This window comes from Nocardioides sp. NPDC127514 (assembly GCF_040302125.1).
Lineage (GTDB): Bacteria > Actinomycetota > Actinomycetes > Propionibacteriales > Nocardioidaceae > Nocardioides.
Genome location: NZ_JBEORF010000028.1, coordinates 58060 through 77408, shown reverse-complemented (window position 1 = coordinate 77408; position 19349 = coordinate 58060). Strand labels below are relative to the sequence as shown.

Below are 19349 nucleotides of genomic sequence, written 5' to 3'. Positions count from 1 at the left end.
TGCACTAGTTGATGGAACCGTTCCCATCTGATCGCGTACCATGCTCGACATGGACGCTGAGCAACCACGCGAGCTGACCTTGGCCGACATCGCTCGGATGGCGGGGGTGGGGCTGGGGACCGCCTCGCGAGCGCTCAGTGGAATGCCGAATGTCTCTCCAGCGACGCGGAAGAAGGTGCTGGACGTCGCGAAGAAGCACGCCTATGTCGTCTCGCCCGACGCCTCGAGGCTCAAGAAGGGCTCGACGGGCCGAGTTGCGGTCGTGGCTCCGCACCTTTCACGCTGGTTCTTCGGTGCGATCCTCGAAGGCATCGAGTCGGTGCTGCGCGAGTCCCAGTTCGACGTACTGCTCTACCACGTCGGCAACCTGGAGGACCGCACCTCGTTCTTCGAGCGCCTGCCCGCCCGGCGGAAGGTCGATGCCGTCATCGTCGTCGGATTCCCCGTCGAGGAGGCCGAGCGGCGCAGCCTGGAGCTGATGCTCGGCGTCCAGGTCATCGCCGCCGGCGGCCAGCATGAGGTGTACCCCCACGTCTGCATCGACGACCTCAAGGCCGGCAGGCAGGCGATGGGCCACCTGCTCGGGCTGGGCCATGAGCGGATCGCGATGATCGAGGCGATAGACCCCGACCAGCCGCGCCAGCCCTCTGGGCGTAGTCGCGCCTACCACGTCGCTCTGAACGACTCAGGGATCAAGCCCGATCCGGCGCTCGTGGTCACCACCGCCTGGGGTGGCGAGCAGGGCGCTGCGGCGATGGCCCAGCTGCTCTCGGTCTCCGAGCTCCCGACCGCCGTCTACGCTCACTCGGATGAAGTCGCGTTCGGTGCCATGCGCACCATCCGGGATGCCGGCCTGCGGATTCCCGAGGACATCTCCATCATTGGCATCGACGACCACCCACACGCCAGCCTCCTGCACCTGACCACCATCAAGCAGGACGCTCGCCTCCAGGGCGTCCTCGCTGCCCAGATGCTCCTCGGCATCCTGCGCCACGAGGAGGACACTGCGGTGTCGGTCACGGTCGACACGCAGCTGGTGATCCGTCGAACCACCGCAGCGCCGCGGCCGTCCTGATCGCCGAGTCATGTGGGTGTGGCGAAGAACGCACTCGATAGGGGTGCGATGCGGGCCACACCTCCGCTGTCGGGGCTCCGGATCTGGCTACGCTGATGTCTTCGGTAAAAAGATGACAGGAGCGGCTGGGTAATGGATCAAGACGTGCTTCGGCACGCACCGCTTTTCAGCGAGCTGGACGACGAGTCGATGACGGCGATGCTCGCGATGATGAGTCAGACACGCCTCCGGCGCGGTGAGGTGTTGTTCCACGAGGGCGACGCCGCCGACCGGCTCTACGCGGTCGTGGACGGCAAGGTGAAGCTGAGCCGTGCCGCGGCCAACGGGCAGGACAGCCTGCTGGCGATTCTGGGGCCGGGCCAGGTGTTCGGCGAGCTGTCGCTCTTCGACCCCGGCCGGCGCTCCTCCACGGTCACGGCCGTCACCGACCAGGTCGAGCTCGCCTCGCTGTCGCACGACGACCTGCTGCGCCTGCTCGACGGGCGCCCGAGCGTGACGCGTGGGCTGCTCGCCCTGCTGTCGGGCCGCCTGCGCCGGGCCAACGACGTGATCGGCGACCTGGTCTTCGCGGACGCGCCCCGCCGGGTGGCGAAGGCTCTGCTGGACCTCGCCGAGAGGTTCGGCGAGACCACCGACGAAGGTGTGCACGTACGCCACGACCTGACCCAGGAGGAGCTCGCGCAGCTCGTCGGCGCGGCTCGGGAGACGGTCAACAAGGCGCTCGCCGACTTCGCGGCCAAGGGCTGGGTCAGGCTGGAGTCGCGCTCGGTGGTCATCACCGACATGGAACGGATCGTCCGCCGAGCCGGGTGAGCTCTGCTCGTCGGGGTGAGACCATCGAGCATGGTCCTGCCGCTCGATGAGCTGCCTCTGCCCCCGGCCCGGCGGCCGGATCTCGACGAAGACTTCTCCGGCGGGCTGTCCGAGCAGTGGTGGATCCCGCACTATCTGCCGCACTGGACGACGCCGGAGCGGTCCGAGGCTCGCTACCGGCTCCTCCCGGGTGCGCTCGAGCTGCGGATCGAGGCCGACCAGCTCGACTGGCGACCCGAGGACGCGCCGCTGCGGGTCTCGAACCTGCAGACCGGCGCGTACTCCGGTCCGGTCGGCACCGCACGCGGAACGCATCGTCACCGGGAGGACGGGCTGGTGGTGCGGACCGAGACGCCGCAACGGCTCCTGTTCGCTCCCGCTCGCGGTCGCGTCGACGTGACCGTCGCCGCGACCCGGGACGAGGGCTGCATGCTCGCGGCATGGCTGGTCGGCACCGAGCATCTCTCCGGTGAGGACTCCGGGGAGATCTGCCTCTTCGAGATCGATGCGGACGCGATCGGCGCGACCACGGTCGCCCGTTCGGGGGTCAAGGCGCACCACGACCCACGCCTGACCACCGACATGGCAGAGGTCACCGTCCCGTTCGACGCGACCCGGGCCCACACCTGGACGGCGATCTGGGACGGGCAGGAGACCGTCATCGGCTGCGAAGGCCGCGTCGTACGACGTCTTCCCCAGGCTCCGACCTACCCGCTGTTCCTGATGATCGACCTCTTCGAGATCGGGCCGCCCACCGGATCCCACCCGAAGACGGCGACTGTCCATCGGGTCCGGGGATGGACCTCGGTCTCAGAGACTGACGCGGACCAGCTGGCGTAGCCGGCGAAGACCCTCGGTGCTCGGTCGTTCGGCCGGGGCGAGGGCATCGGCAAGGTCCAGCCGGACTGAGTCGGTCTCGAGCTCGAGGCCGATCGCCACGAGCTCGCTCGTCGCGTCCTGTGTCCGCCTGGCCGCGGCGACGTGGGCGCTGCGTCCGACCAGGTTCACGTGGTAGCTGCGCGGTCCCTGACCGGTCGCGACGGCGACGGTCCCCTTGACCCGGTACGCCGTCGCCGGCGGCTCCTCGAGCAGGTCGACCAGTCGACCCGGCTCGATGGTGCCCGGCGTCGTCACGGTGACCGCCCGGGCATGCTGATGAGCCTCGTGCGAGGCGGCCGCCTCGCGCAGCAGCGCGGCGATCGGCAGCTCGTCGGGCGGGTCCTCGGGCACGGCGGCGTCGTAGACGAGCCGCGGGTCGATGCGGCCACCCACGGCGTACGCGATGTGGACCTCGGGGTTGTGCTCGCGCACGCGTCGCTCGATGCGCGCCAGGACCTCGTCCCGCTCGGCAGCCGGAACCAGGTCGGTCTTGTTGATCACGACCAGCGAGGCGGCCGCGAACCGGACCGGCGCCGGGCCCCTGCCGTCGTCGAGGGTCTCGAAGTAGGAGGCGGCGTCGACGACCTCGATGAGCCCACCGCGGCGTACCCGCTCGACACCGCTGAACCGGACCAGCTTGGCCAGCGTGCCGGGCTCGGCGATCCCGCTGGCCTCGACGATGACGACGTCGAGCGCGAGCCGCGGGTGGGTCAGCTTCTCGAGAGCGTCGTCGAGACCACCGGCGTCGGGCAGGCAGCACAGGCAGCCCCCGGCGATCGAGGCCGGCTCGTCGATCTGGCCGGTGACCAGCCCGGCGTCGACGTTGATGTCGCCGAAGTCGTTGACGACCACGCCCACCCGAGCGCCGGGCTGGCGCAGCAGATGGTTGAGCAGCGTGGTCTTACCCGACCCGAGATGACCGGTGAGGATGACCACGGGAACCCGGCTGCTGGTGCTGGTCGGTGGCATCGGGCCATCGTAGGTCGTCATCTTGACGGCTGAGATGGCCACACCTAGGTTTGCCGCACAACTTCACATCCGCCACTTGAACCGCAGCGGGAGAGTCCTTGCCCATCCGGGGTGAGGCGCCGAAGGAGCAAACCTCCCCAGAATCTCTCAGGCCCCATGACCGCTGTGGTGAGGCGACCTCTGGAAAGACAGGATCCGCTGGATCCTGCACCCACGGTGCAAATCGCCCCCATCGGGCGGTGAAGCTCTCAGGTAGCGATGACAGAGCGGGGAGGTCACCCGTCCACGGGTGCCGCTGTCGGCACCCACCACCAGGGAGCCTCCCGCACACATGACCTCACCCGTCCCTACCCCTCTGCACGCGATCCACCAGGCGCTCGGCGCCTCGTTCACCGACTTCGCCGGCTGGAGCATGCCGGTCCGCTACGGCTCGGAGACCGCCGAGCACCATGCCGTACGCACCACCGCGGGCCTCTTCGACCTGTCCCACATGGGCGAGATCGAGGTGACCGGCCCCGAGGCCGGACGCGCCCTCGACCACGCCCTGGTCGGCAGGCCCTCGGCGATCGGCATCGGCCGCGCCCGCTACTCGATGATCTGCGCCGAGGACGGCGGCATCATCGACGACCTGGTCGTCTACCGGCTCGAGCAGGAGCGCTACCTGGTCGTCGCCAACGCGAGCAACGTCGGTGTCGTCGCTCCGGCGCTGGTCGAGCGTTCCCAGGGGTTCGGTGCCGCGGTCCACGACGCCTCCGCGGAGTGGGCGCTGATCGCGGTCCAGGGCCCCGCCTCGGCGGCGATCCTGGCCGCTGTGACCGACCTGGACGTCTCCTCCCTGAAGTACTACGCCATCGACGCCGGCACGGTCGCCGGGGTCGAGGCCCTGCTCGCCCGCACCGGCTACACCGGCGAGGACGGCTTCGAGATCTACTGCGCGCCTTCGTCGGCCGCTGCCGTCTGGGAGGCGCTCACCGAGGCAGGTACGCCGCACGGCCTGCAGCCCGCCGGGCTCGCCTGCCGCGACACTCTCCGGCTCGAGGCCGGCATGCCGCTCTACGGGCACGAGCTGAACCGCGAGACGACCCCCTTCGAGGCCGGTCTCGGCCGGGTCGTCGTCTTCGACAAGCCCGACGGCTTCGTCGGCGACGCCGCCCTGGCCGTACGCCGCGACGAGGGCCCGCGCAGCGTGCTCGTCGGCCTGGTGGCTGCCGGTCGCCGCTCTCCGCGGGCGGGCTACGCCGTCGTGGACCCGGCCACCGGCGACGAGATCGGCGTGGTCACCAGCGGCTCCCCGTCGCCGACTCTCGGACGTCCCATCGCGATGGCGTACGTCCGGCCTGACCTCGCCGCCGCCGGCACCAAGGTCCACGTCGACGTGCGCGGCAGCCGCGAGGACGCCGAGATCGTCGATCTTCCCTTCTACTCCAAGAAATGAGCCGAGAGATGAGCGCAGCCATGAGCAACCCGACCCACCTGTCCTACACCGCCGAGCACGAGTGGATCGAGATCCGAGACGACGTCGCGCGCGTCGGCGTCACCGCCTTCGCCACCGAGGCGCTGGGCGACATCGTCTTCGTCGAGCTGCCCGAGGTCGGCACCAAGATCACCGGGGGAGAGAGCTGCGGTGAGCTGGAGTCGACCAAGTCGGTCAGCGACCTCTTCGCGCCCGCCGACGGCGAGATCCTCGAGATCAACGCGGCCGTCGTCGCCGACCCGGCGCTGATCAACAGCGACCCGTTCGGCGCTGGCTGGCTCTTCGAGATGCGCGTCTCCGGTGCTCCCGAGCTGCTCGACGCCGCGGCCTACGACGCTCTGATCGAGGAGTGAACCGTCGTGACCGCTGACCTCAGCGGCGCCCCGGCACCGGTCGTGGCGATGGCCCTGAGCACCTTCGACCTCTACTCGATCGGCATCGGGCCCTCGTCCTCCCACACCGTCGGGCCGATGCGCGCCGCGAAGACGTTCGTCGACGGCCTCGTCGCGGATGGTCTCGTGGACGCGGTCACGCGGGTGAGGGCCGAGCTGTTCGGGTCGCTCGGCGCCACCGGTCACGGTCACGGCTCGGAAGGCGCGGTCCTGCTCGGTCTCGAGGGGGAGGAGCCGGCGACCGTCGACACCCGGGCCTCGTCCGGTCGGGTGGCGGCCATCAGGGAGCGCCGAGAGCTGTCGCTGGGCGGCGCCACCCCGATCCGCTTCGACGCCGACACCGACCTGGTGATGCATCGCCGCAAGAGCCTGCCGGGCCACCCCAACGGCATGGTGTTCACCGCCTACGACGCCTCCGGAGAGGTACGCCGGGAGCGCACCTACTACTCCGTCGGCGGTGGCTTCGTGGTCGACGAGCACGCCTCGGGCGCCGCCCGGGTCGTGCCGGACCACTCGCCGGTCCGCTTCCCCTTCACCACCGGAGCCGAGCTGCTCAGCACCTGCGAGCGCGAGGGCTTCCGGGTCTCCGACCTCATGCGCGCCAACGAGCTGACGTGGCGTACGCACGAGGAGATCCGCGCCGGTCTGCTCGAGATCTGGCGGGTGATGGCGGACTGCGTGCAGGCCGGCTGCGACCGTGACCCGGTCACCGACGGCGTACTTCCTGGTGGTCTGCGTGTCCCGCGTCGGGCGCCGCTGCTCTACCGCGACCTGTCCTCCGGAGCCGGTGCCCAGGACCCCTTCCGGGTCATGGACTGGGTCAACCTGTTCGCCCTGGCGGTCAACGAGGAGAACGCCTCGGGCGGCCGGGTCGTCACCGCCCCCACCAACGGCGCCGCCGGCATCGTGCCCGCCGTCCTGCACTACTGGGTACGTTTCGTGGCTCCCCAGGCCGGGTTGGACGAGTCCGCGATCGAGGACGGCATCGTCCGGTTCCTGCTCACCGCGGCCGCGATCGGGATCCTGTGCAAGACGAACGCCTCGATCTCCGGCGCCGAGGTCGGCTGCCAAGGCGAGGTCGGCTCCGCCTGCGCGATGGCCGCCGGGGCGCTGTGCGAGGTCCTGGGCGGCAGCCCGGAGCAGGTCGAGAACGCCGCCGAGGTCGGCATCGAGCACAACCTCGGCCTCACCTGCGACCCGGTCGGCGGCCTCGTGCAGATCCCGTGCATCGAGCGCAACGCCATCGCCAGCGTGAAGGCCATCAACGCCGCCCGCCTCGCCCTCAACGGCGACGGCTCCCACAGGGTCAGCCTCGACAAGGCGCTCAAGACGATGCGCGAGACCGGTGCCGACATGAAGATCAAGTACAAGGAGACCTCCCGCGGCGGCCTCGCGGTCAACGTCATCGAGTGCTGAGCCGACGCGCCTCATAGTAGATCTTGCTATGATCGGATCATGTCGTCACGTGGAGAGATCCTGCGCGAGGTGATGCTCGAGACGGGCACCACCCAGTCGACGCTGTCGCGAACCAGTGGCGTTCATCAGCCGAGCATCAGCCAGTTCCTCTCCGGGAAGGTCGACCTGAGCGACGATCAGCTCGACCGCCTGCTGTCCTGCATGGGCTGGCGCCTCGAGGTCGTACGCCGCCCCATCACGCCCGACCTGACGCGCTCGGTACGCCGCTCGTGGATGCTTCACCGACGCCTCTCGGGTGACCTGACCTCGACGACGCTGCAGGAGTGGAAACCGCGGATCGAGCGCCGCCTCGACCACCTCCGCCGCAACGTCAGCGGGCAACCGCACGAGCGGAACCTCGAGCGCTGGACCTCGCTCATCGACAGCGAGGACGTACGCGGCCTGCAGCGCGTCATGACCGGCCTCGACCGCGACTCCATCGAGATGCGCGAGGTCTCGCCCATGGGCGGCCTGCTCAGCGGGTCCGACCGAATCGAGGTCCTCGGAGACCTGGCCGACACCAACTGAGAAGCCGCGTTCGCGTCCAGGCAGCGTCAGACGGAGACGGATCGCCGCTGACGCGACGAACCCCGAGCTGCTACGGCTCCAGCGATGCCGGCGAGCACGATGACGTAGCTTCCGACGATGAGAGCAAAGCGCCCGCGCGCGGCGTCGCGGCAATCGTCGCTGTAGTCCTCGGCTCCTTCGGCTGCAAGGTCGTCAGCCGTCATATCGTCGAGGGGATCAGCATGGGTGCTTCCGACGGTCCCGCCGCAGATGACTCCGTCATCCACCGTCGTCGGCGAGACGAGGAATGACACAAACACGCCGGTCGCAACCAGGAAAGCGGCGGCCGCGATGGCGGCGGTCATTCTGGTCTGTCGTCTGCACAGTGCGAACAGGCCGACGCCGGCCACCGCCACCAACAAGAACACGAAGATCCACGATCCGAGAAACATCCACATGTTGAGGGTCCTTATCCCGTTGTCAGATGTCAGGTAGTTCGACGAAGGCCGTACCACTTCACCTTGGGGTGGCTGTCATCGACCTTAGCCTTCCAGGTGGTGAGCAGCATGTTGTGGCGGTTCGCGGTCTTCTGGCTGATGCGCGGGATGCCTCGGGAGGATCGCGCAGTGACAGCAGTGACGTGATTGATCACCCTGTCGCCGTCCCAGTCCATAAAGTACGTGTTGCCTGGGGCCGCGTTCCAGATGTTGCCGAGCGGGTCGAGGCCCTTCTCGTTCTTGGCGTACTTATACAACTCCTTGGCCTGCGACCACGTGCGTGAGGGGCCAGCGGGGCCGGAGAGATCGTCGTCCCAGTTCCCGTCCAAACGTGGGTTGACGCCGCCGGTGCGCTTCCATCCGCCCTTGTTGTACATCTGTGAAACGAAGTTCGCGCAGTTGTTCTTGAAGTAGGGATAGCTGGGGTTGAAGTCCTCCTTCTTGTCGCCGTTATACGGGGACGAGGTCCACTTCTTTCCGTAGTTCGCGAACGCGGTGTAGTTGAAACTGTTTGCGGTCGTGCCGACCGTTCCGTCCGTGACATCGGAGTCCTCGGGCTTGGAAGACGGTGGCTTGGCGGTCTCGCTCTCAGCCTGTTCCGTAAGCGTGTCTGCTGACTTGGCGCCAGGCTCGCTCGCCGTTTGCTCGCCCTCCGCGGCAATCTCGACGGTTGACGCGGATGGGATCCGAGTATCGGTCGTTGGCTCAAGCGGTAGGCGATAGACGTCAGTGTCTCCGACGTCTGTCTGCTCGCGGGTGACTGTGTCGGTCTCGACCCAGCTTCGGATCACCGTCACCTCAACAACGGTCCGGCCCTCACCCGTGACCAATCGGTAGTCTTCGCTGGCGCTGTACCGCGTGATCTCAAAGCCGCTGTCTGTAACCGTCTTCCGGAGCATCGCTGCCCGCTCGAGCACCTTGGCAACTGCTTCTGGTGAGAGGGTGGTGCTGAGCCGAGAGTCGAGCGTGCGTAGCGCCAACGACTTGGCCGTGGCCAGATCGCCCGTGCGCCAGATCTCTGCCTCGGCCGCAACCAGCTCCTCCGCTGTGACCCTGGCGACATGCTCCGATACCGCATCGATCGGTGTGTAGCCGATCGATGTTCCCTCGTGGGCGTTGGCTGACGCGGGCAACAACACAGTTGTGAGCGCAAGTGCGACGGCGCCCGCCGCATTGACCTTCTTGATCTTCATTCCGAGTCCCCGAGTTCAGTAACTTTGTGACCTTGACCATATCGGGCCGCGCAACGGAATTTCCGTCAATTGCGTCGCACTCGGAAAGATCTGTGCCGACGTGCTCGTCGGCTGTGCGAAGTTCTGGGCCTCCGGCGTGGGGTCAGACGTCAAGCCGTCGAGGTGTCACGCAGGCCGGAGCACCCTCGCCACGAACGAATCGAGGTTGCCGAGGAGTCGGTCGATCTTCTGCTCGACGCTGAGGGTCTCGTGGATGACCGGGGTGTCGAGCTTGCGCTTGCCGCGCGCTTTGAGGGAGCAGTCGAGGTCGGCGCAGATGTAGGTGCCGACGGAGTTGCCGTCCTGTCCCGCACGTCCGGCGCGGGAGGCGACCAGCAGCGCGACGTCACCGACCGTGGTGCACAGCGCGCACATGGTCTTGCGCGGCCCGCGCGACTCGCGCGAGGCCCGCAGGGCGACGCCGCAGAGCCGCCCGTCGTGCTCGGTGACGAGGTATTGGTTCTGTGGCGCCTTCGGGTCCTGCCAGCCGAGGTAGTCGAGGTCTTCCCACGGCCGTTCGGTCAGGTCGGCGGGAAGGTTGAGGCGCTTGGTCGCACCCTTGGTGAGGTTGACGAACGAGGAGCGTACGTCGGTCTCGGTCAGCGGCTTCATGCCAACGATGCTAGGTTTCCTACAACTCGTAGGCAACTCGTTATCGGGAGGAATCCGATGGGTCGTCCTGGACTGAACCGGAGCGACGTGATCGCGGCCGCCGCCGACCTGGCCGACGAGCTGGGCTTCGACGCCGTCACGGTCTCGGTCCTGGCTCGGCGTCTCGGTGTCAGGTCGCCGACCCTCTACTCCCACATCTCCAGCGGCACCGACCTCCGCACGGCCGTCACCGCGTACGTCCTCGACGAGCTCGCCGACGCCACGACCCAGGCGACGGCCGCGGGGGAGGGCCGCGACCTCCTCGTCGCGTACGCCAACGCCATCCGCGACTTCGCCCGCCGCTCGCCCGGCCGCTACGACGCCACGACCCGCCAGCGCGTCCCGCCCGCGTCGCAAGGGGAGTCCCGGCTCGACTCCGTGGACGAGGCGATCACCGCCGGACGCCGCAACGCCGACCTCGCCCTCACCGTCGTCCGCAGCTACGGCATCCCCGAGACCACCGAGACGTACGCGGTCCGGCTGATGTCCAGTCTCATCCACGGCTACGTCACCCTCGAGCTCGCCGGCAGCTTCGCCCACACCGCCCCGCCGAGCCAGACGACGTGGCCCGAGGCCCTCGACGACCTGGACCGCACCCTCGGGCGGATGGCACTCGGTCGGGGCCGCTGATCAGCCGACGAGACGGAAGGTCGTCCGGTAGGTCGTGGGTGTCACGCCGAGAGTGCGGTGGAAGTGACGGCGCAGCGTGGCTGCTGTGCCCATCCCGCAACTGCCCGCGATCTGGTCGATCGAGGCGTCGGTACGCTCGAGGAGCTCCTGGGCGCGCGAGATGCGCTGGTGGTGCAGCCAGTCCAAGGGCCCGGTCTGCAGCTCGGCCTGCATCCGTCGGGCGAGCTGGCGGGTGCTGAGGCCGGCGTGGTCAGCCAGCTCGCGGACCGTCAGGGGCTGGTCGAGTCGGGCGCGCGCCCATTCCAGCGTGGGCGCAAGGCCGCGGGGAACACGGGGCTGCGCGGGTGGGGTGATGAACTGCGCCTGACCGCCGGTGCGGTGGGCAGGGACGACGAGGTTGCGGGCGATCCCGTTGGCCGCGGCGGCGCCGAGGTCGCTGCGTACGAGGTGGACGCAGAGGTCGAGCGCAGCGGTCTTGCCCGCCGAGGTGAGCACGTCGCCCTCGTCGACATAGAGCACGTCCGGGCGGACGTCGACCTGCGGATAACGCCGGGCGAGCTCGTCGGCGTGCAGCCAATGGGTCGTCGCGACCCGGCCGTCGAGCAGCCCGGCTGCGGCCAGCACGAACGAACCGGTGCACAGGGACGCGATCCGGGCGCCGCGCTCGTGGGCGGCGCGAAGTGCGTCGAGGAGCGCGAGGTCGGGATTGTCGTCGAGATCGATCGAGGACGGGACGACGACGGTGTCGACCTCGGCGATCGCGTCGTACGACGCCGTCGCCAGGTCGGCCAGCCAGGGATGCGGTGTGCCGTCGGGAGTGCAGACGACGAGGTCGTACCACTCACCGCCGGGAGCGAGGCCGGAGTGGTCGCCGCCGAAGATCTCGGCGGCGATCGCGACCTCGTAGAGCATCGAGGAGCCGTGCAGGACGAGGGCGAGCCGAGGCATGTCGCAAAGTGTACGTAGTACGTCGTTTCAGACACTCGTTTGGCTGGGTCTCACGGCCCGACGATGGAGCCATGAACACAGATGAGCGAGTCCTGGTCTATGGCGCCACCGGTCACACCGGACGTTTCGTTGTCGATGAGCTGGTACGCCGCGGGCTGACCCCGGTCCTCGCCGGCCGCAGCGCGGAGCGCCTCGCCGACGTCCCGCCCCGCCATGCCGCCCTGGAGAGCCGAGTCGTCGGCCTCGACGACGCCGAGCGGCTGCGGCACGCGATCGCGGGTGTTGCCGCGGTCATCAACTGCGCCGGCCCCTTCCTCGACACCGCGCTCCCACTGGCCCGGGCCGCGGTCGAGTCCGGTGCCCACTATCTCGACGTCACCGCCGAGCAGCCGGTCGTACAGGCGCTCTATCGCGAGCTGGACGCCCCAGCCCGGGACATGGACGTCTCCGTGGTCCCGGCGATGGCGTTCTACGGTGGCCTCGCCGACCTGCTCGTGACCGCCGTCCTCGGCGGCTCGTCGGCCGACGAGGTCGAGGTCGCCATCGGGTTGGACCGCTGGTGGCCGACCGCCGGCACCCGGATCACCGGAGCCCGCAACACCGCGACTCGTCTGGTCATCCGCGAGGGCTCACTGGTCCCGTTGCCCAGCCCCGCGCCGACCGGCGCCTGGTCCTACCCGGAGCCGCTGGGCGAGCAGTCGGTGGTGGAACTGCCGTTCTCCGAGGTGATCACCATCAACAACCACCTCGACGTCGGTACGCTCCGCTCCTACCTCAACAGCGCTCCGCTCGCCGAGCTCCGCGACGAGGCGACACCCGAGCCGGCCGCGAGTGACGAGTCAGGACGCTCTGCCCAGCGGTTCGCCGTAGACGTTCGCGTGCGTCAGGGCGCCGACGTCAAGCGGATCACCGCGACCGGCCGCGACATCTACGCCGTCACCGCACCGATCGTGGTCGAGGGCGCCGTCCGGCTCCTCGACGGCCGTCGCCGTCGCTCTGGTGCCGGGGCACCGGGGGAGATCTTCGACGCCGCCGACATCCTCGACGCGCTCGAGCGCGACGGTCAGGCCATCGTCGTGCAGTCCGACGCGAACCTTGCCTCGCTGCCGACCTACTCTGGATAAGGGGCACAAGAGATCCAGCCAGAATCGAGGCGATGCACATGTCAGCGATCTCAGGCATCCACGGCGACGAACCCGACGAGGACGAGGTCGCCGATAACCGCATCCACAGCGAAGCACCCGCCGAGGGCGATCTTGAATTCGACGAGACCGAGATCCGGGCACATTCCATGGAACCGGTGGAAGGAGCCGACGAAGCCTGAGTCACCGTGGGTGCCGGCGATCTATACCCCGGAACGGGGATCCACATTGGGGGCAGCCAGGCGGATACTTCGAAGTAGCTGTCCGGCCGATCTCGGCACCTGAGTCTTCGGCCGCAGCTCGCCAGGAGGCGTCATGAAGATGTCGAAGCCCGCACTGCGGATTCTCATGGCCATGCTTCTCTGCGTGGGTCTGCTGGCCGCCGGCACCTCACGTGCCTCGGCGGTCCCCACCGACCTGGACTCGTGCCCGACGGACAGACATACGTTGTACGACGTGACCATCGGCAACACGAACGTGGCGGACTTTGCCAGCGACGGCCATGTCTGGGCTCTCGACTCGTACCTCCAGCATGTCCGGGTGTGGAAGATCGGTCAGAAGCACTACTGCTTCCGCATCGAGTACAGCGGCACCTGGACCAGCTTCGCGGGCGTAAGCCCTGGCGGCACCGGAACGATCAGCGAGGGCTTGACCGGCACCTTCCACGGCCTGCGCATCCTCCGGTTGACCGGCGAGTTCAACCCGCAGTATCCGCTCAGCGGCCACGTCGCAGACTTCGACTGGCAGTGCGACGCGACCGGCACCTGCACCGGACCGCGGCCGTCACCCGCCATGTACTTCTCGCCCATCACCAGCGTCAACGTCACGTGGTCCGAGTTCCACGCCACCAGCGCAGCCAACGGCACCTGGCACGACACGACCTATGGCTACTCCGGCGACATCACCGACTGAGTCTTCTGGTGTGCACGAGGCCGGTCCTGCTCATGCTGAATCGACGGTCGGCTGATCCCTGATTCACTGGGTCGCGCTGCGCTCGGCCATGATGCTCAACTCAGCGGCCCTGTCCGCTCCCGTTGAGGGCTGCGATCCATTTGGGAAGCTCGGAGAGGGAGGAGATCCGGAGCGTCGCGATCTCGTCTGCGGTCGGGTCGTGTTCCTGGATCAAACCCCACGGACCCCGGCGGATCAGCGCCGTCGCCATCCCGGACTCGGCGGCTGGCCGGATGTCGTTGTCGAGCCGGTCTCCGACGTAGAGGATCTCCTCCGCCGCGTACGGAGTCGCGTGGATGACATGCTCGAAGAACCCCAGATCCGGCTTGCTCACACCCCAGTCGTCGGAGGTTGCGACCATGTCCACCGGAAAGTCCAGCTCCCGCAGGATCCGCCCCGCGCTCACCGTCTGGTTCCCGGCAAGTCCCAACCACGACCCGTCCTCGCGCAGCGCCTTCAAAGCAGGACGTACGTCGGGATAGACGTCATCCTCCCCAAACCGCTCCGCCTGTCCAGCCTCTTCTCGCTTCCTTCGCTCCTCAGTCAGATCGAACCCCGGCTGGAACACCTGAAACGCCTCGCGATAGTCCACCCCACGAGCGATCACCGCCCCGAACACCGCCGAGAACGTATGCCGCGGCACCCCCAGCCAGTCCGCCCAGGTCCCGTACTCGCGGGTCTCATCGATCAAACACTCGCCGACATCGAACACCACCGCCCGAATCACGGACCGGGATCCTTCCATACCACCTCTGTCATAGGCGGCGGAATGACGCGAGTCGCGTGTGTGTCACGCCGTGCCCACCGAGTCTTGTGTTTCCCCGCGTGCGCACGGACTCTTCTGGTTTCATGTAGCGAACGGTGGTGACCGCTGACCTCGTCTTGGTCATCGTATGCAGCGGAGAGCGATTAATGACCAGACCTACGACGCGTATGCAGGACGCGGTCCGCATCTTGATGCTGATCGACAAGGCGATCGAGGTTGTAGACGGGAGCACATTGTCAGTTGCCGACGCCCCGCTCGCCGCCGCTGTAGGCGTCGTGCGGACACAGGTGCGCCTTCAGAAGCTCGATTTTTGGGTCAGGAACCCGGACTACCTCGCCAACGAACTCCTCAACGACTACGACGACGGCGACCAGGACCCCGCGCTACTTCAAATGGCTGGCGAGATTCTCGACAGCGAAGAGCCCGAGCTCCGCCGTTACCCGATGCTCCGCTACCTCTTTGGTGCATACGAAGACCTCGAGGACGCCCTTTCCGTTCTCCGCCAGGCTGACCTAGTAATCCGCCGCAAGAAGGGCCGACCTGGCCACGTGACGCGAACCGACTACTACCTCACTCAAGCCGGGAAGGACATGGCTGCCCGCATTCGCAAGGACTATCCGGACCTAGCCTGGTACTCCACTCGTGCAGCACTCGTAGTCCTCCTTGCTGATGGCCATGGCGCTACCACTCTCAAAGACCGCCAATACCTAGTCGACGAGTACCTGAGTACTCCCCACGGCGTCCGCATCCCCAGCATTACCGACCGAGCTCGCCGCCGGTTGGCCGAGATTCGAGCCACCCTGGAAGGGCAGCAGGCATGAGCGTGCCAACGCAAGACAAGCTGAAGGCTCAGATCGCGGAGAAGTCTGGCTTGCCTCTCGCCACAGTGGACGAAGTCCTCACTGGTCAAGGAGTCTCGCTCGTCCCCGTACCTCCCGTAGCGAGGTCCATCGACCTCAGGCGACTCACGTTCAGCGGAACCCGGACGAGCACCGAGTGGGACGGACCGTTCGACGAGTTCTTCGACTTCCCATATGGTGTTACGGCTTTCATCACCAATGAAAACCTCCGCGGCAAGTCGTCGGTGCTAGAACTAGTCACATGGGCGTTGCGCGGCAAGCCCCGAGGTCTCCGAAGCGATGTGCAGCCGTGGTTCGACCGCGTTGCGCTCGAGTACGCCATCAACGGCATCCCGATGGCAGTCATCCTGACCAAGGAGGGGAACGGCTTCGTCGCGGACGTGGTCCGTGCCACGGACGCCGAAACCCTGCGCGGTTACCTCGCTGGAGACACTGGGGCCGACGCGGTCAACGTGGTTGCTTCCAACCTGTCCGAGTCACAGTTCGCCAGTTTCCAAGATGAAACGATGATGACTCTCCTGGGGTTCGACCCCATTACAAATTTCCAGAGGCACAAAGGAAGCGACCAAGGAGCCCCACGATCCAACACTTGGCCCGCCTACTATGGAGGAATCCACCTCCCGAGGAGCTCCGATCTTCTCTTCGGTGACACCGTCTTCGCGGGTCTTCCTGCCCGAATTCTTCAGATGTACTGCAATGTGCCCTTGATGGGTGCTTATATTCGGCTCAGTACTCTCATCCGCGTCCAACGTCAGGACGAGGCCAACACGGTCCGCCGGGTCACCGAAGACGCCGCGGTGCGGACCGGCGCACGCGCAGCCATTGAATCCGATCTCAAAGCACTTGACACCAAACTCGCGGCCCTCCCCTCAGCGTCCGGCCGGTCCTTTGCCGTTGTTTCCATCGAACTTCGAGAAGCTGAACGCGACCTCGACACCGCGACCGCCGAGAGTCGCGAAGCTTGCCGAACCTTGGACGATGCCCGGATCGCCCGACAAGAAGAAGCACTCCGCGTCAGTAGGGAACGCGAGACCGAGCTCGCAGAAGTGCTGTTCCAAGGACTGAACCCGGCCTCCTGCCCCCGATGCGAGCAGAAGTTCGAGGCTCAGCGCACCCAACGTGAACTCAGTGACCACGAATGTGCCGTTTGCACCAAAGAGATCCCCACCGGTGCTATTCACAACGACGACAGCACTGACGACAATGAGGACGCCACTGACGCACTCGAAGCGCTCCAGAACGTAGAGCACGCAGCCAAGGAAGGCGCTGCGGTCGCAGAAGCGGCCGTGAAGGAAGCCCGTGACCGCGTAAATTCCCTTGCGGCCGAGCTCACCGCTGCAAGCCAAGCCGACGAGTTCACCGACCGACTCCAGATCCAGTTCGAGCAGGCCCGCCTCCAGGGTCGCCTCGAAAGCCTCCCCGACGGAAGAGTCATGACTGAGTCTTCCGAGACCGTCCGCGTTCTCGAAGCGGCACTCGACGTTCTTAAGGCGGTCACCACCGAGGAGGCTGGCCAACTCTTCGCCGAGCTTGACGCTGAGATTCTCGCTATTGGCCGCAAGCTTGGCATCGACAACCTCGACTCGGTCGAACTCAATCGCAACGGTGGCATGACCGTCGTTACCGCCGGCGTAGAGGAGTCCTTCAAGAAGCTGAGCGGCGGTGAACGCGTCCGCCTGCGCGTTGCAGTCGTCGCCGCCCTCCTCCGCGTCGGCCAACGCTCTGGCGTTGGCAGCCATCCCGGCCTTGTCCTCCTCGACTCACCAGGCGATGAACTCACTGTCGATGCCGAAGCGGTTCTTCTCAGCGAACTCGACTCCCTCAAAGAGGAACTCCCCACGCTCCAGGTCCTCGTCGCATCCGACGAGCCGGCTGCAGTGCAGGGGCACCTCGACCAGGACCACATCTACTCCAGCCTCGATGGAACCCCACTGTGGTGACCACAATCCGTCCGGCCGCTCGTGCTTCGAGCTTAGTTCGGAGGCCAGGTGCACCGGTCACCAAGACCAGTCCCAGTGGTCGGCATGGGAGGCGCGACGAGCACAATTGAGATTCGCTGCTGTTCGGAATTAGTCATGAGAGGAGGTGTCAATGCTTGGTCTGTTTGAAGCTCTGAGCGCCCTCAGCGTCCCGGACACGAGCACTCCAGGCGTACTGGAGGCATATGGCGATGAGCTTCTTGCCTCCGTTGACCGGTCCGATCTCAACGAGACCGCAACCGTCGCCAGAGCCGCAGCAGAGTGCGCGCCCGAGTTTATTGCTCTCGCGGAGGCAGCCGCGCGCGCAGAGGACGCTCACGCCGACGGCCTGCTCGAAGCAGTCGTCGTGGCCCTTCCAACCCTTACCAACCTGGCCTTCCTCGACTCGGCCGATGTTGCGCTCAACAGCCCGCGACTCCTCAAAAACAAGGGCCGACCTCTCGCGCTCGCCCTCTACGACCGTGTCGCGGATTCGAAGGCGACGAATGGCCTGCAGGCCTATGCGTACCTAGAAACCCTCACTCGCCTCGGGTTTGCCGTGGATACGGCTCGCTACCGAGCACTTGAGCACCTCAACACGGTGGGTCCTGATGATCCTGAGGACCTGCTGGAGCGCCTTCCGAAGCTCATCGGGCTCGCCCTGGACCGCTGGGACGAGAACGGCCTTAGGGAACAGCTCCGCATGCTGCTCGAGCACGACATCGCCCGCGCAGATGCTTCCTACGAACTTGCACATCAGACACTGCGCGCGGCGCTGGAAGCCAACACGGTTAAGGACGTCCTCGCTGGGCTGACGTCCGCTCGAGACCAGTTCACCACCGTGGAGAACATGGAGGAGGCACGCGAGGATGCCACCCTCTACAGATGCGCGTTGGACCTCACCGTAGCCTTCGTTGCTGGTGGGCATGCGAGCGCAGAGGTAAGCGATTCCCTCGAAGTTCTGACCGGCGCGATTACTCATCGTGCCGCGATGGCGACCCGCAGCAACCTTGGAAGTTGGGCGGCACCCCGGCGCCAAGCGGAGGCAGAATGGCTCGCGCTCGCGAGAACACTGCGGTCGGCCATGGACCCGCTGGCAGAGCCGTCGTGGAACACCCCCAGCGACACCTTGATTCGGGTCCTCGCTGCCTACCGGGCCTCACGGTCCGTCACAGTGATGACCGGTGACGGGCTTCGGGTCGTACTTGAACCGACCGTTGAAGCAGCCTTCCTCGGGCGAGAAGGGCTTCTGAACCACCTCCGCGGGTTGGTCGAGGACAAAGAACTGCCCGAAGGCGAGCTGGAGGTCGCGCGCGACCTTCTAACTGCCGTATCCACATCACGGCGCGACCCTGGCGGTGATGCCGTGGGAAAAGCGTGGGCCGCGGCTCCAGACCTAGCCGCAGAGCTTGGCGCTGACCTTGATCTGGGCACAGCAGCTCAGCTCGCCGATGCTGCCGAGAGAACGCCAGACCTCGTCAAGGCACTGAACCATGGAGCCAAGACAAGGGCTCGAATCAAGGCACGAGAGTCGGACCCAGTCGTTGACCAGCTCCTTGGCCGTGTCATGAGCGGCCTCGACGGCTGTCCTGGGCTGACGGGAACGGCGCGCGACGAGTTCACAGAACTGCTGACGTACGTCCTGAAGTTTGCGGCCGACCGGGCAAACATCGGCCGTATGAATGGCGGCCCTATCGTCTATTACCTTTTTGAGCCCGTTGACGGGAACGCCTTCACCGAGAACTTCCTCCAACGTGATATCGCGACATGGCTGAAGACTTCGCCCTTGCGGCGGTTCGTCGAGATGGAGCAACACGACGTCGCCTCTGGACGTGCTGACGTCACTGTCACTCAGACGCACAAGTTCACGATTGAGGTGAAGCGCGATCTCGTCGACGTGTCGCCTGCCGCCCTCCTGAAGGCATACGGAGGACAGGCCGCTGCTTACACGGTAACCGGCCCGGCGGTGTCCCTGGAAATGGTTCTCGACCTAACCGACCAATCCCATGGCATACCTACGCTTGAGGAATCAGTATGGGTCCAGGAGGTTCCCATTCCCGGTGGCAAGCCCCGCCACGTCGTGACGATCGTCATCCATGGCAACCGTGTGACGCCACGGGAAATGAAGTCCAGCTAGATCGCCCTCGCTT

General features: G+C 66.7%; 20 protein-coding genes and 2 riboswitches. Of the genes, 14 read left to right on the top strand and 6 right to left on the bottom strand.

What is annotated here, in order from left to right:
• The first annotated feature begins 49 nt into the window (after positions 1 to 49).
• From ABTX24_RS21650 to ABTX24_RS21640, 3 genes are all read left to right on the top strand, one after another.
• Positions 50 to 1075, top strand: coding sequence for a LacI family DNA-binding transcriptional regulator (locus tag ABTX24_RS21650; RefSeq protein ID WP_350842494.1), 1026 nt, complete (start codon positions 50 to 52; stop codon positions 1073 to 1075).
• 132 nt (positions 1076 to 1207) lie between these two features.
• Positions 1208 to 1888 carry a Crp/Fnr family transcriptional regulator gene (locus ABTX24_RS21645; protein WP_350842492.1) on the top strand — a complete coding sequence of 227 codons (681 nt, stop codon included), beginning with the start codon at positions 1208 to 1210 and terminating at the stop codon, positions 1886 to 1888.
• 15 nt (positions 1889 to 1903) lie between these two features.
• A complete protein-coding gene (locus ABTX24_RS21640) occupies positions 1904 to 2728 on the top strand; it encodes a hypothetical protein (RefSeq protein WP_350842490.1) in 825 nt (274 codons plus the stop codon).
• Here the strand turns inward: ABTX24_RS21640 and ABTX24_RS21635 are convergent.
• Positions 2699 to 3736, bottom strand: a complete 1038-nt coding sequence (locus tag ABTX24_RS21635; RefSeq protein WP_350842488.1) for a CobW family GTP-binding protein — start codon at positions 3734 to 3736, stop codon at positions 2699 to 2701. The two genes, ABTX24_RS21640 and ABTX24_RS21635, sit on opposite strands and share 30 nt — an antisense overlap.
• A 77-nt stretch (positions 3737 to 3813) precedes the next feature.
• Positions 3814 to 3909, top strand: a riboswitch (glycine riboswitch).
• Between the two features lies 1 nt (position 3910).
• Positions 3911 to 4011, top strand: a riboswitch (glycine riboswitch).
• 56 nt (positions 4012 to 4067) lie between these two features.
• Here ABTX24_RS21635 and gcvT point away from each other — a divergent pair.
• Genes gcvT through ABTX24_RS21615 form a run of 4 tightly spaced genes read left to right on the top strand, consistent with a single transcriptional unit; the run spans position 4068 to position 7585 of the window.
• On the top strand, positions 4068 to 5171 hold the full coding sequence (gcvT, locus tag ABTX24_RS21630) for a glycine cleavage system aminomethyltransferase GcvT (RefSeq protein ID WP_350842486.1): 1104 nt from the start codon (positions 4068 to 4070) through the stop codon (positions 5169 to 5171).
• Positions 5172 to 5191: 20 nt separating this feature from the next.
• Positions 5192 to 5563, top strand: a complete 372-nt coding sequence (gene gcvH, locus ABTX24_RS21625; RefSeq protein WP_350842534.1) for a glycine cleavage system protein GcvH — start codon at positions 5192 to 5194, stop codon at positions 5561 to 5563.
• Between the two features lie 48 nt (positions 5564 to 5611).
• The gene (locus tag ABTX24_RS21620) at positions 5612 to 7018 is read left to right on the top strand and encodes an L-serine ammonia-lyase (RefSeq protein WP_350842532.1); all 1407 of its coding nucleotides are present in this window, start codon (positions 5612 to 5614) and stop codon (positions 7016 to 7018) included.
• A gap of 39 nt (positions 7019 to 7057) precedes the next feature.
• Positions 7058 to 7585: a helix-turn-helix domain-containing protein gene (locus tag ABTX24_RS21615; RefSeq protein WP_350842484.1), complete on the top strand. Its 528-nt coding sequence runs from the start codon at positions 7058 to 7060 to the stop codon at positions 7583 to 7585.
• 26 nt (positions 7586 to 7611) lie between these two features.
• Here the strand turns inward: ABTX24_RS21615 and ABTX24_RS21610 are convergent, their stop codons facing one another.
• The 3 genes from ABTX24_RS21610 to ABTX24_RS21600 all read right to left on the bottom strand — a co-directional run bounded on the left by ABTX24_RS21610 (position 7612) and on the right by ABTX24_RS21600 (position 9905).
• Positions 7612 to 8022 (bottom strand): hypothetical protein, encoded by a 411-nt coding sequence (locus tag ABTX24_RS21610; RefSeq protein WP_160022017.1) that lies wholly within the window; start codon positions 8020 to 8022, stop codon positions 7612 to 7614.
• Positions 8023 to 8051: 29 nt separating this feature from the next.
• Positions 8052 to 9254 carry an amidase domain-containing protein gene (locus tag ABTX24_RS21605; RefSeq protein ID WP_160022019.1) on the bottom strand — a complete coding sequence of 401 codons (1203 nt, stop codon included), beginning with the start codon at positions 9252 to 9254 and terminating at the stop codon, positions 8052 to 8054.
• Between the two features lie 165 nt (positions 9255 to 9419).
• Positions 9420 to 9905, bottom strand: coding sequence for an FBP domain-containing protein (locus ABTX24_RS21600; RefSeq protein WP_350842482.1), 486 nt, complete (start codon positions 9903 to 9905; stop codon positions 9420 to 9422).
• Between the two features lie 57 nt (positions 9906 to 9962).
• Between ABTX24_RS21600 and ABTX24_RS21595 the strand changes: the two genes are divergently transcribed.
• Positions 9963 to 10574, top strand: coding sequence for a TetR/AcrR family transcriptional regulator (locus ABTX24_RS21595; RefSeq protein ID WP_350842480.1), 612 nt, complete (start codon positions 9963 to 9965; stop codon positions 10572 to 10574).
• On the opposite strand, the gene ABTX24_RS21590 is transcribed toward ABTX24_RS21595, so the two are convergent.
• Positions 10575 to 11522, bottom strand: coding sequence for a GlxA family transcriptional regulator (locus tag ABTX24_RS21590; protein WP_160022025.1), 948 nt, complete (start codon positions 11520 to 11522; stop codon positions 10575 to 10577).
• A gap of 71 nt (positions 11523 to 11593) precedes the next feature.
• Here ABTX24_RS21590 and ABTX24_RS21585 point away from each other — a divergent pair, with 71 nt between their 5' ends.
• From ABTX24_RS21585 to ABTX24_RS21575, 3 genes are all read left to right on the top strand, one after another.
• Positions 11594 to 12646 (top strand): saccharopine dehydrogenase family protein, encoded by a 1053-nt coding sequence (locus tag ABTX24_RS21585; RefSeq protein ID WP_160022027.1) that lies wholly within the window; start codon positions 11594 to 11596, stop codon positions 12644 to 12646.
• 38 nt (positions 12647 to 12684) lie between these two features.
• On the top strand, positions 12685 to 12846 hold the full coding sequence (locus tag ABTX24_RS21580) for a hypothetical protein (RefSeq protein WP_201450981.1): 162 nt from the start codon (positions 12685 to 12687) through the stop codon (positions 12844 to 12846).
• 133 nt (positions 12847 to 12979) lie between these two features.
• The gene (locus tag ABTX24_RS21575; protein WP_160022029.1) at positions 12980 to 13576 is read left to right on the top strand and encodes a hypothetical protein; all 597 of its coding nucleotides are present in this window, start codon (positions 12980 to 12982) and stop codon (positions 13574 to 13576) included.
• A gap of 100 nt (positions 13577 to 13676) precedes the next feature.
• Here the strand turns inward: ABTX24_RS21575 and ABTX24_RS21570 are convergent, their stop codons facing one another.
• Positions 13677 to 14342, bottom strand: a complete 666-nt coding sequence (locus ABTX24_RS21570; RefSeq protein WP_160022031.1) for an HAD family hydrolase — start codon at positions 14340 to 14342, stop codon at positions 13677 to 13679.
• A gap of 137 nt (positions 14343 to 14479) precedes the next feature.
• On the opposite strand from ABTX24_RS21570, the gene ABTX24_RS21565 reads away from it, so the two are divergent.
• From ABTX24_RS21565 to ABTX24_RS21555, 3 genes are all read left to right on the top strand, one after another.
• Positions 14480 to 15202 carry a hypothetical protein gene (locus ABTX24_RS21565; RefSeq protein ID WP_350842476.1) on the top strand — a complete coding sequence of 241 codons (723 nt, stop codon included), beginning with the start codon at positions 14480 to 14482 and terminating at the stop codon, positions 15200 to 15202.
• Positions 15199 to 17181: a hypothetical protein gene (locus ABTX24_RS21560; protein ID WP_350842474.1), complete on the top strand. Its 1983-nt coding sequence runs from the start codon at positions 15199 to 15201 to the stop codon at positions 17179 to 17181. Before ABTX24_RS21565 ends, ABTX24_RS21560 begins: the two co-directional genes overlap by 4 nt.
• A gap of 151 nt (positions 17182 to 17332) precedes the next feature.
• Positions 17333 to 19336, top strand: a complete 2004-nt coding sequence (locus ABTX24_RS21555) for a hypothetical protein (RefSeq protein ID WP_350842473.1) — start codon at positions 17333 to 17335, stop codon at positions 19334 to 19336.
• Positions 19337 to 19349 lie beyond the last annotated feature (13 nt).

Coding starts and splice junctions, on each gene's coding strand:
- ABTX24_RS21610 (WP_160022017.1), bottom strand. CDS start 8,022: ATGTGGATGTTTCTCGGATCGTGGATCTTCGTGTTCTTGTTGGTGGCG.
- ABTX24_RS21560 (WP_350842474.1), top strand. CDS start 15,199: ATGAGCGTGCCAACGCAAGACAAGCTGAAGGCTCAGATCGCGGAGAAG.
- ABTX24_RS21645 (WP_350842492.1), top strand. CDS start 1,208: ATGGATCAAGACGTGCTTCGGCACGCACCGCTTTTCAGCGAGCTGGAC.
- ABTX24_RS21600 (WP_350842482.1), bottom strand. CDS start 9,905: ATGAAGCCGCTGACCGAGACCGACGTACGCTCCTCGTTCGTCAACCTC.
- ABTX24_RS21585 (WP_160022027.1), top strand. CDS start 11,594: ATGAACACAGATGAGCGAGTCCTGGTCTATGGCGCCACCGGTCACACC.
- ABTX24_RS21590 (WP_160022025.1), bottom strand. CDS start 11,522: ATGCCTCGGCTCGCCCTCGTCCTGCACGGCTCCTCGATGCTCTACGAG.
- ABTX24_RS21555 (WP_350842473.1), top strand. CDS start 17,333: ATGCTTGGTCTGTTTGAAGCTCTGAGCGCCCTCAGCGTCCCGGACACG.
- ABTX24_RS21605 (WP_160022019.1), bottom strand. CDS start 9,254: ATGAAGATCAAGAAGGTCAATGCGGCGGGCGCCGTCGCACTTGCGCTC.
- ABTX24_RS21580 (WP_201450981.1), top strand. CDS start 12,685: ATGTCAGCGATCTCAGGCATCCACGGCGACGAACCCGACGAGGACGAG.
- ABTX24_RS21575 (WP_160022029.1), top strand. CDS start 12,980: ATGAAGATGTCGAAGCCCGCACTGCGGATTCTCATGGCCATGCTTCTC.
- ABTX24_RS21595 (WP_350842480.1), top strand. CDS start 9,963: ATGGGTCGTCCTGGACTGAACCGGAGCGACGTGATCGCGGCCGCCGCC.
- ABTX24_RS21650 (WP_350842494.1), top strand. CDS start 50: ATGGACGCTGAGCAACCACGCGAGCTGACCTTGGCCGACATCGCTCGG.
- gcvH (WP_350842534.1), top strand. CDS start 5,192: ATGAGCAACCCGACCCACCTGTCCTACACCGCCGAGCACGAGTGGATC.
- gcvT (WP_350842486.1), top strand. CDS start 4,068: ATGACCTCACCCGTCCCTACCCCTCTGCACGCGATCCACCAGGCGCTC.
- ABTX24_RS21635 (WP_350842488.1), bottom strand. CDS start 3,736: ATGCCACCGACCAGCACCAGCAGCCGGGTTCCCGTGGTCATCCTCACC.
- ABTX24_RS21620 (WP_350842532.1), top strand. CDS start 5,612: ATGGCCCTGAGCACCTTCGACCTCTACTCGATCGGCATCGGGCCCTCG.
- ABTX24_RS21615 (WP_350842484.1), top strand. CDS start 7,058: ATGTCGTCACGTGGAGAGATCCTGCGCGAGGTGATGCTCGAGACGGGC.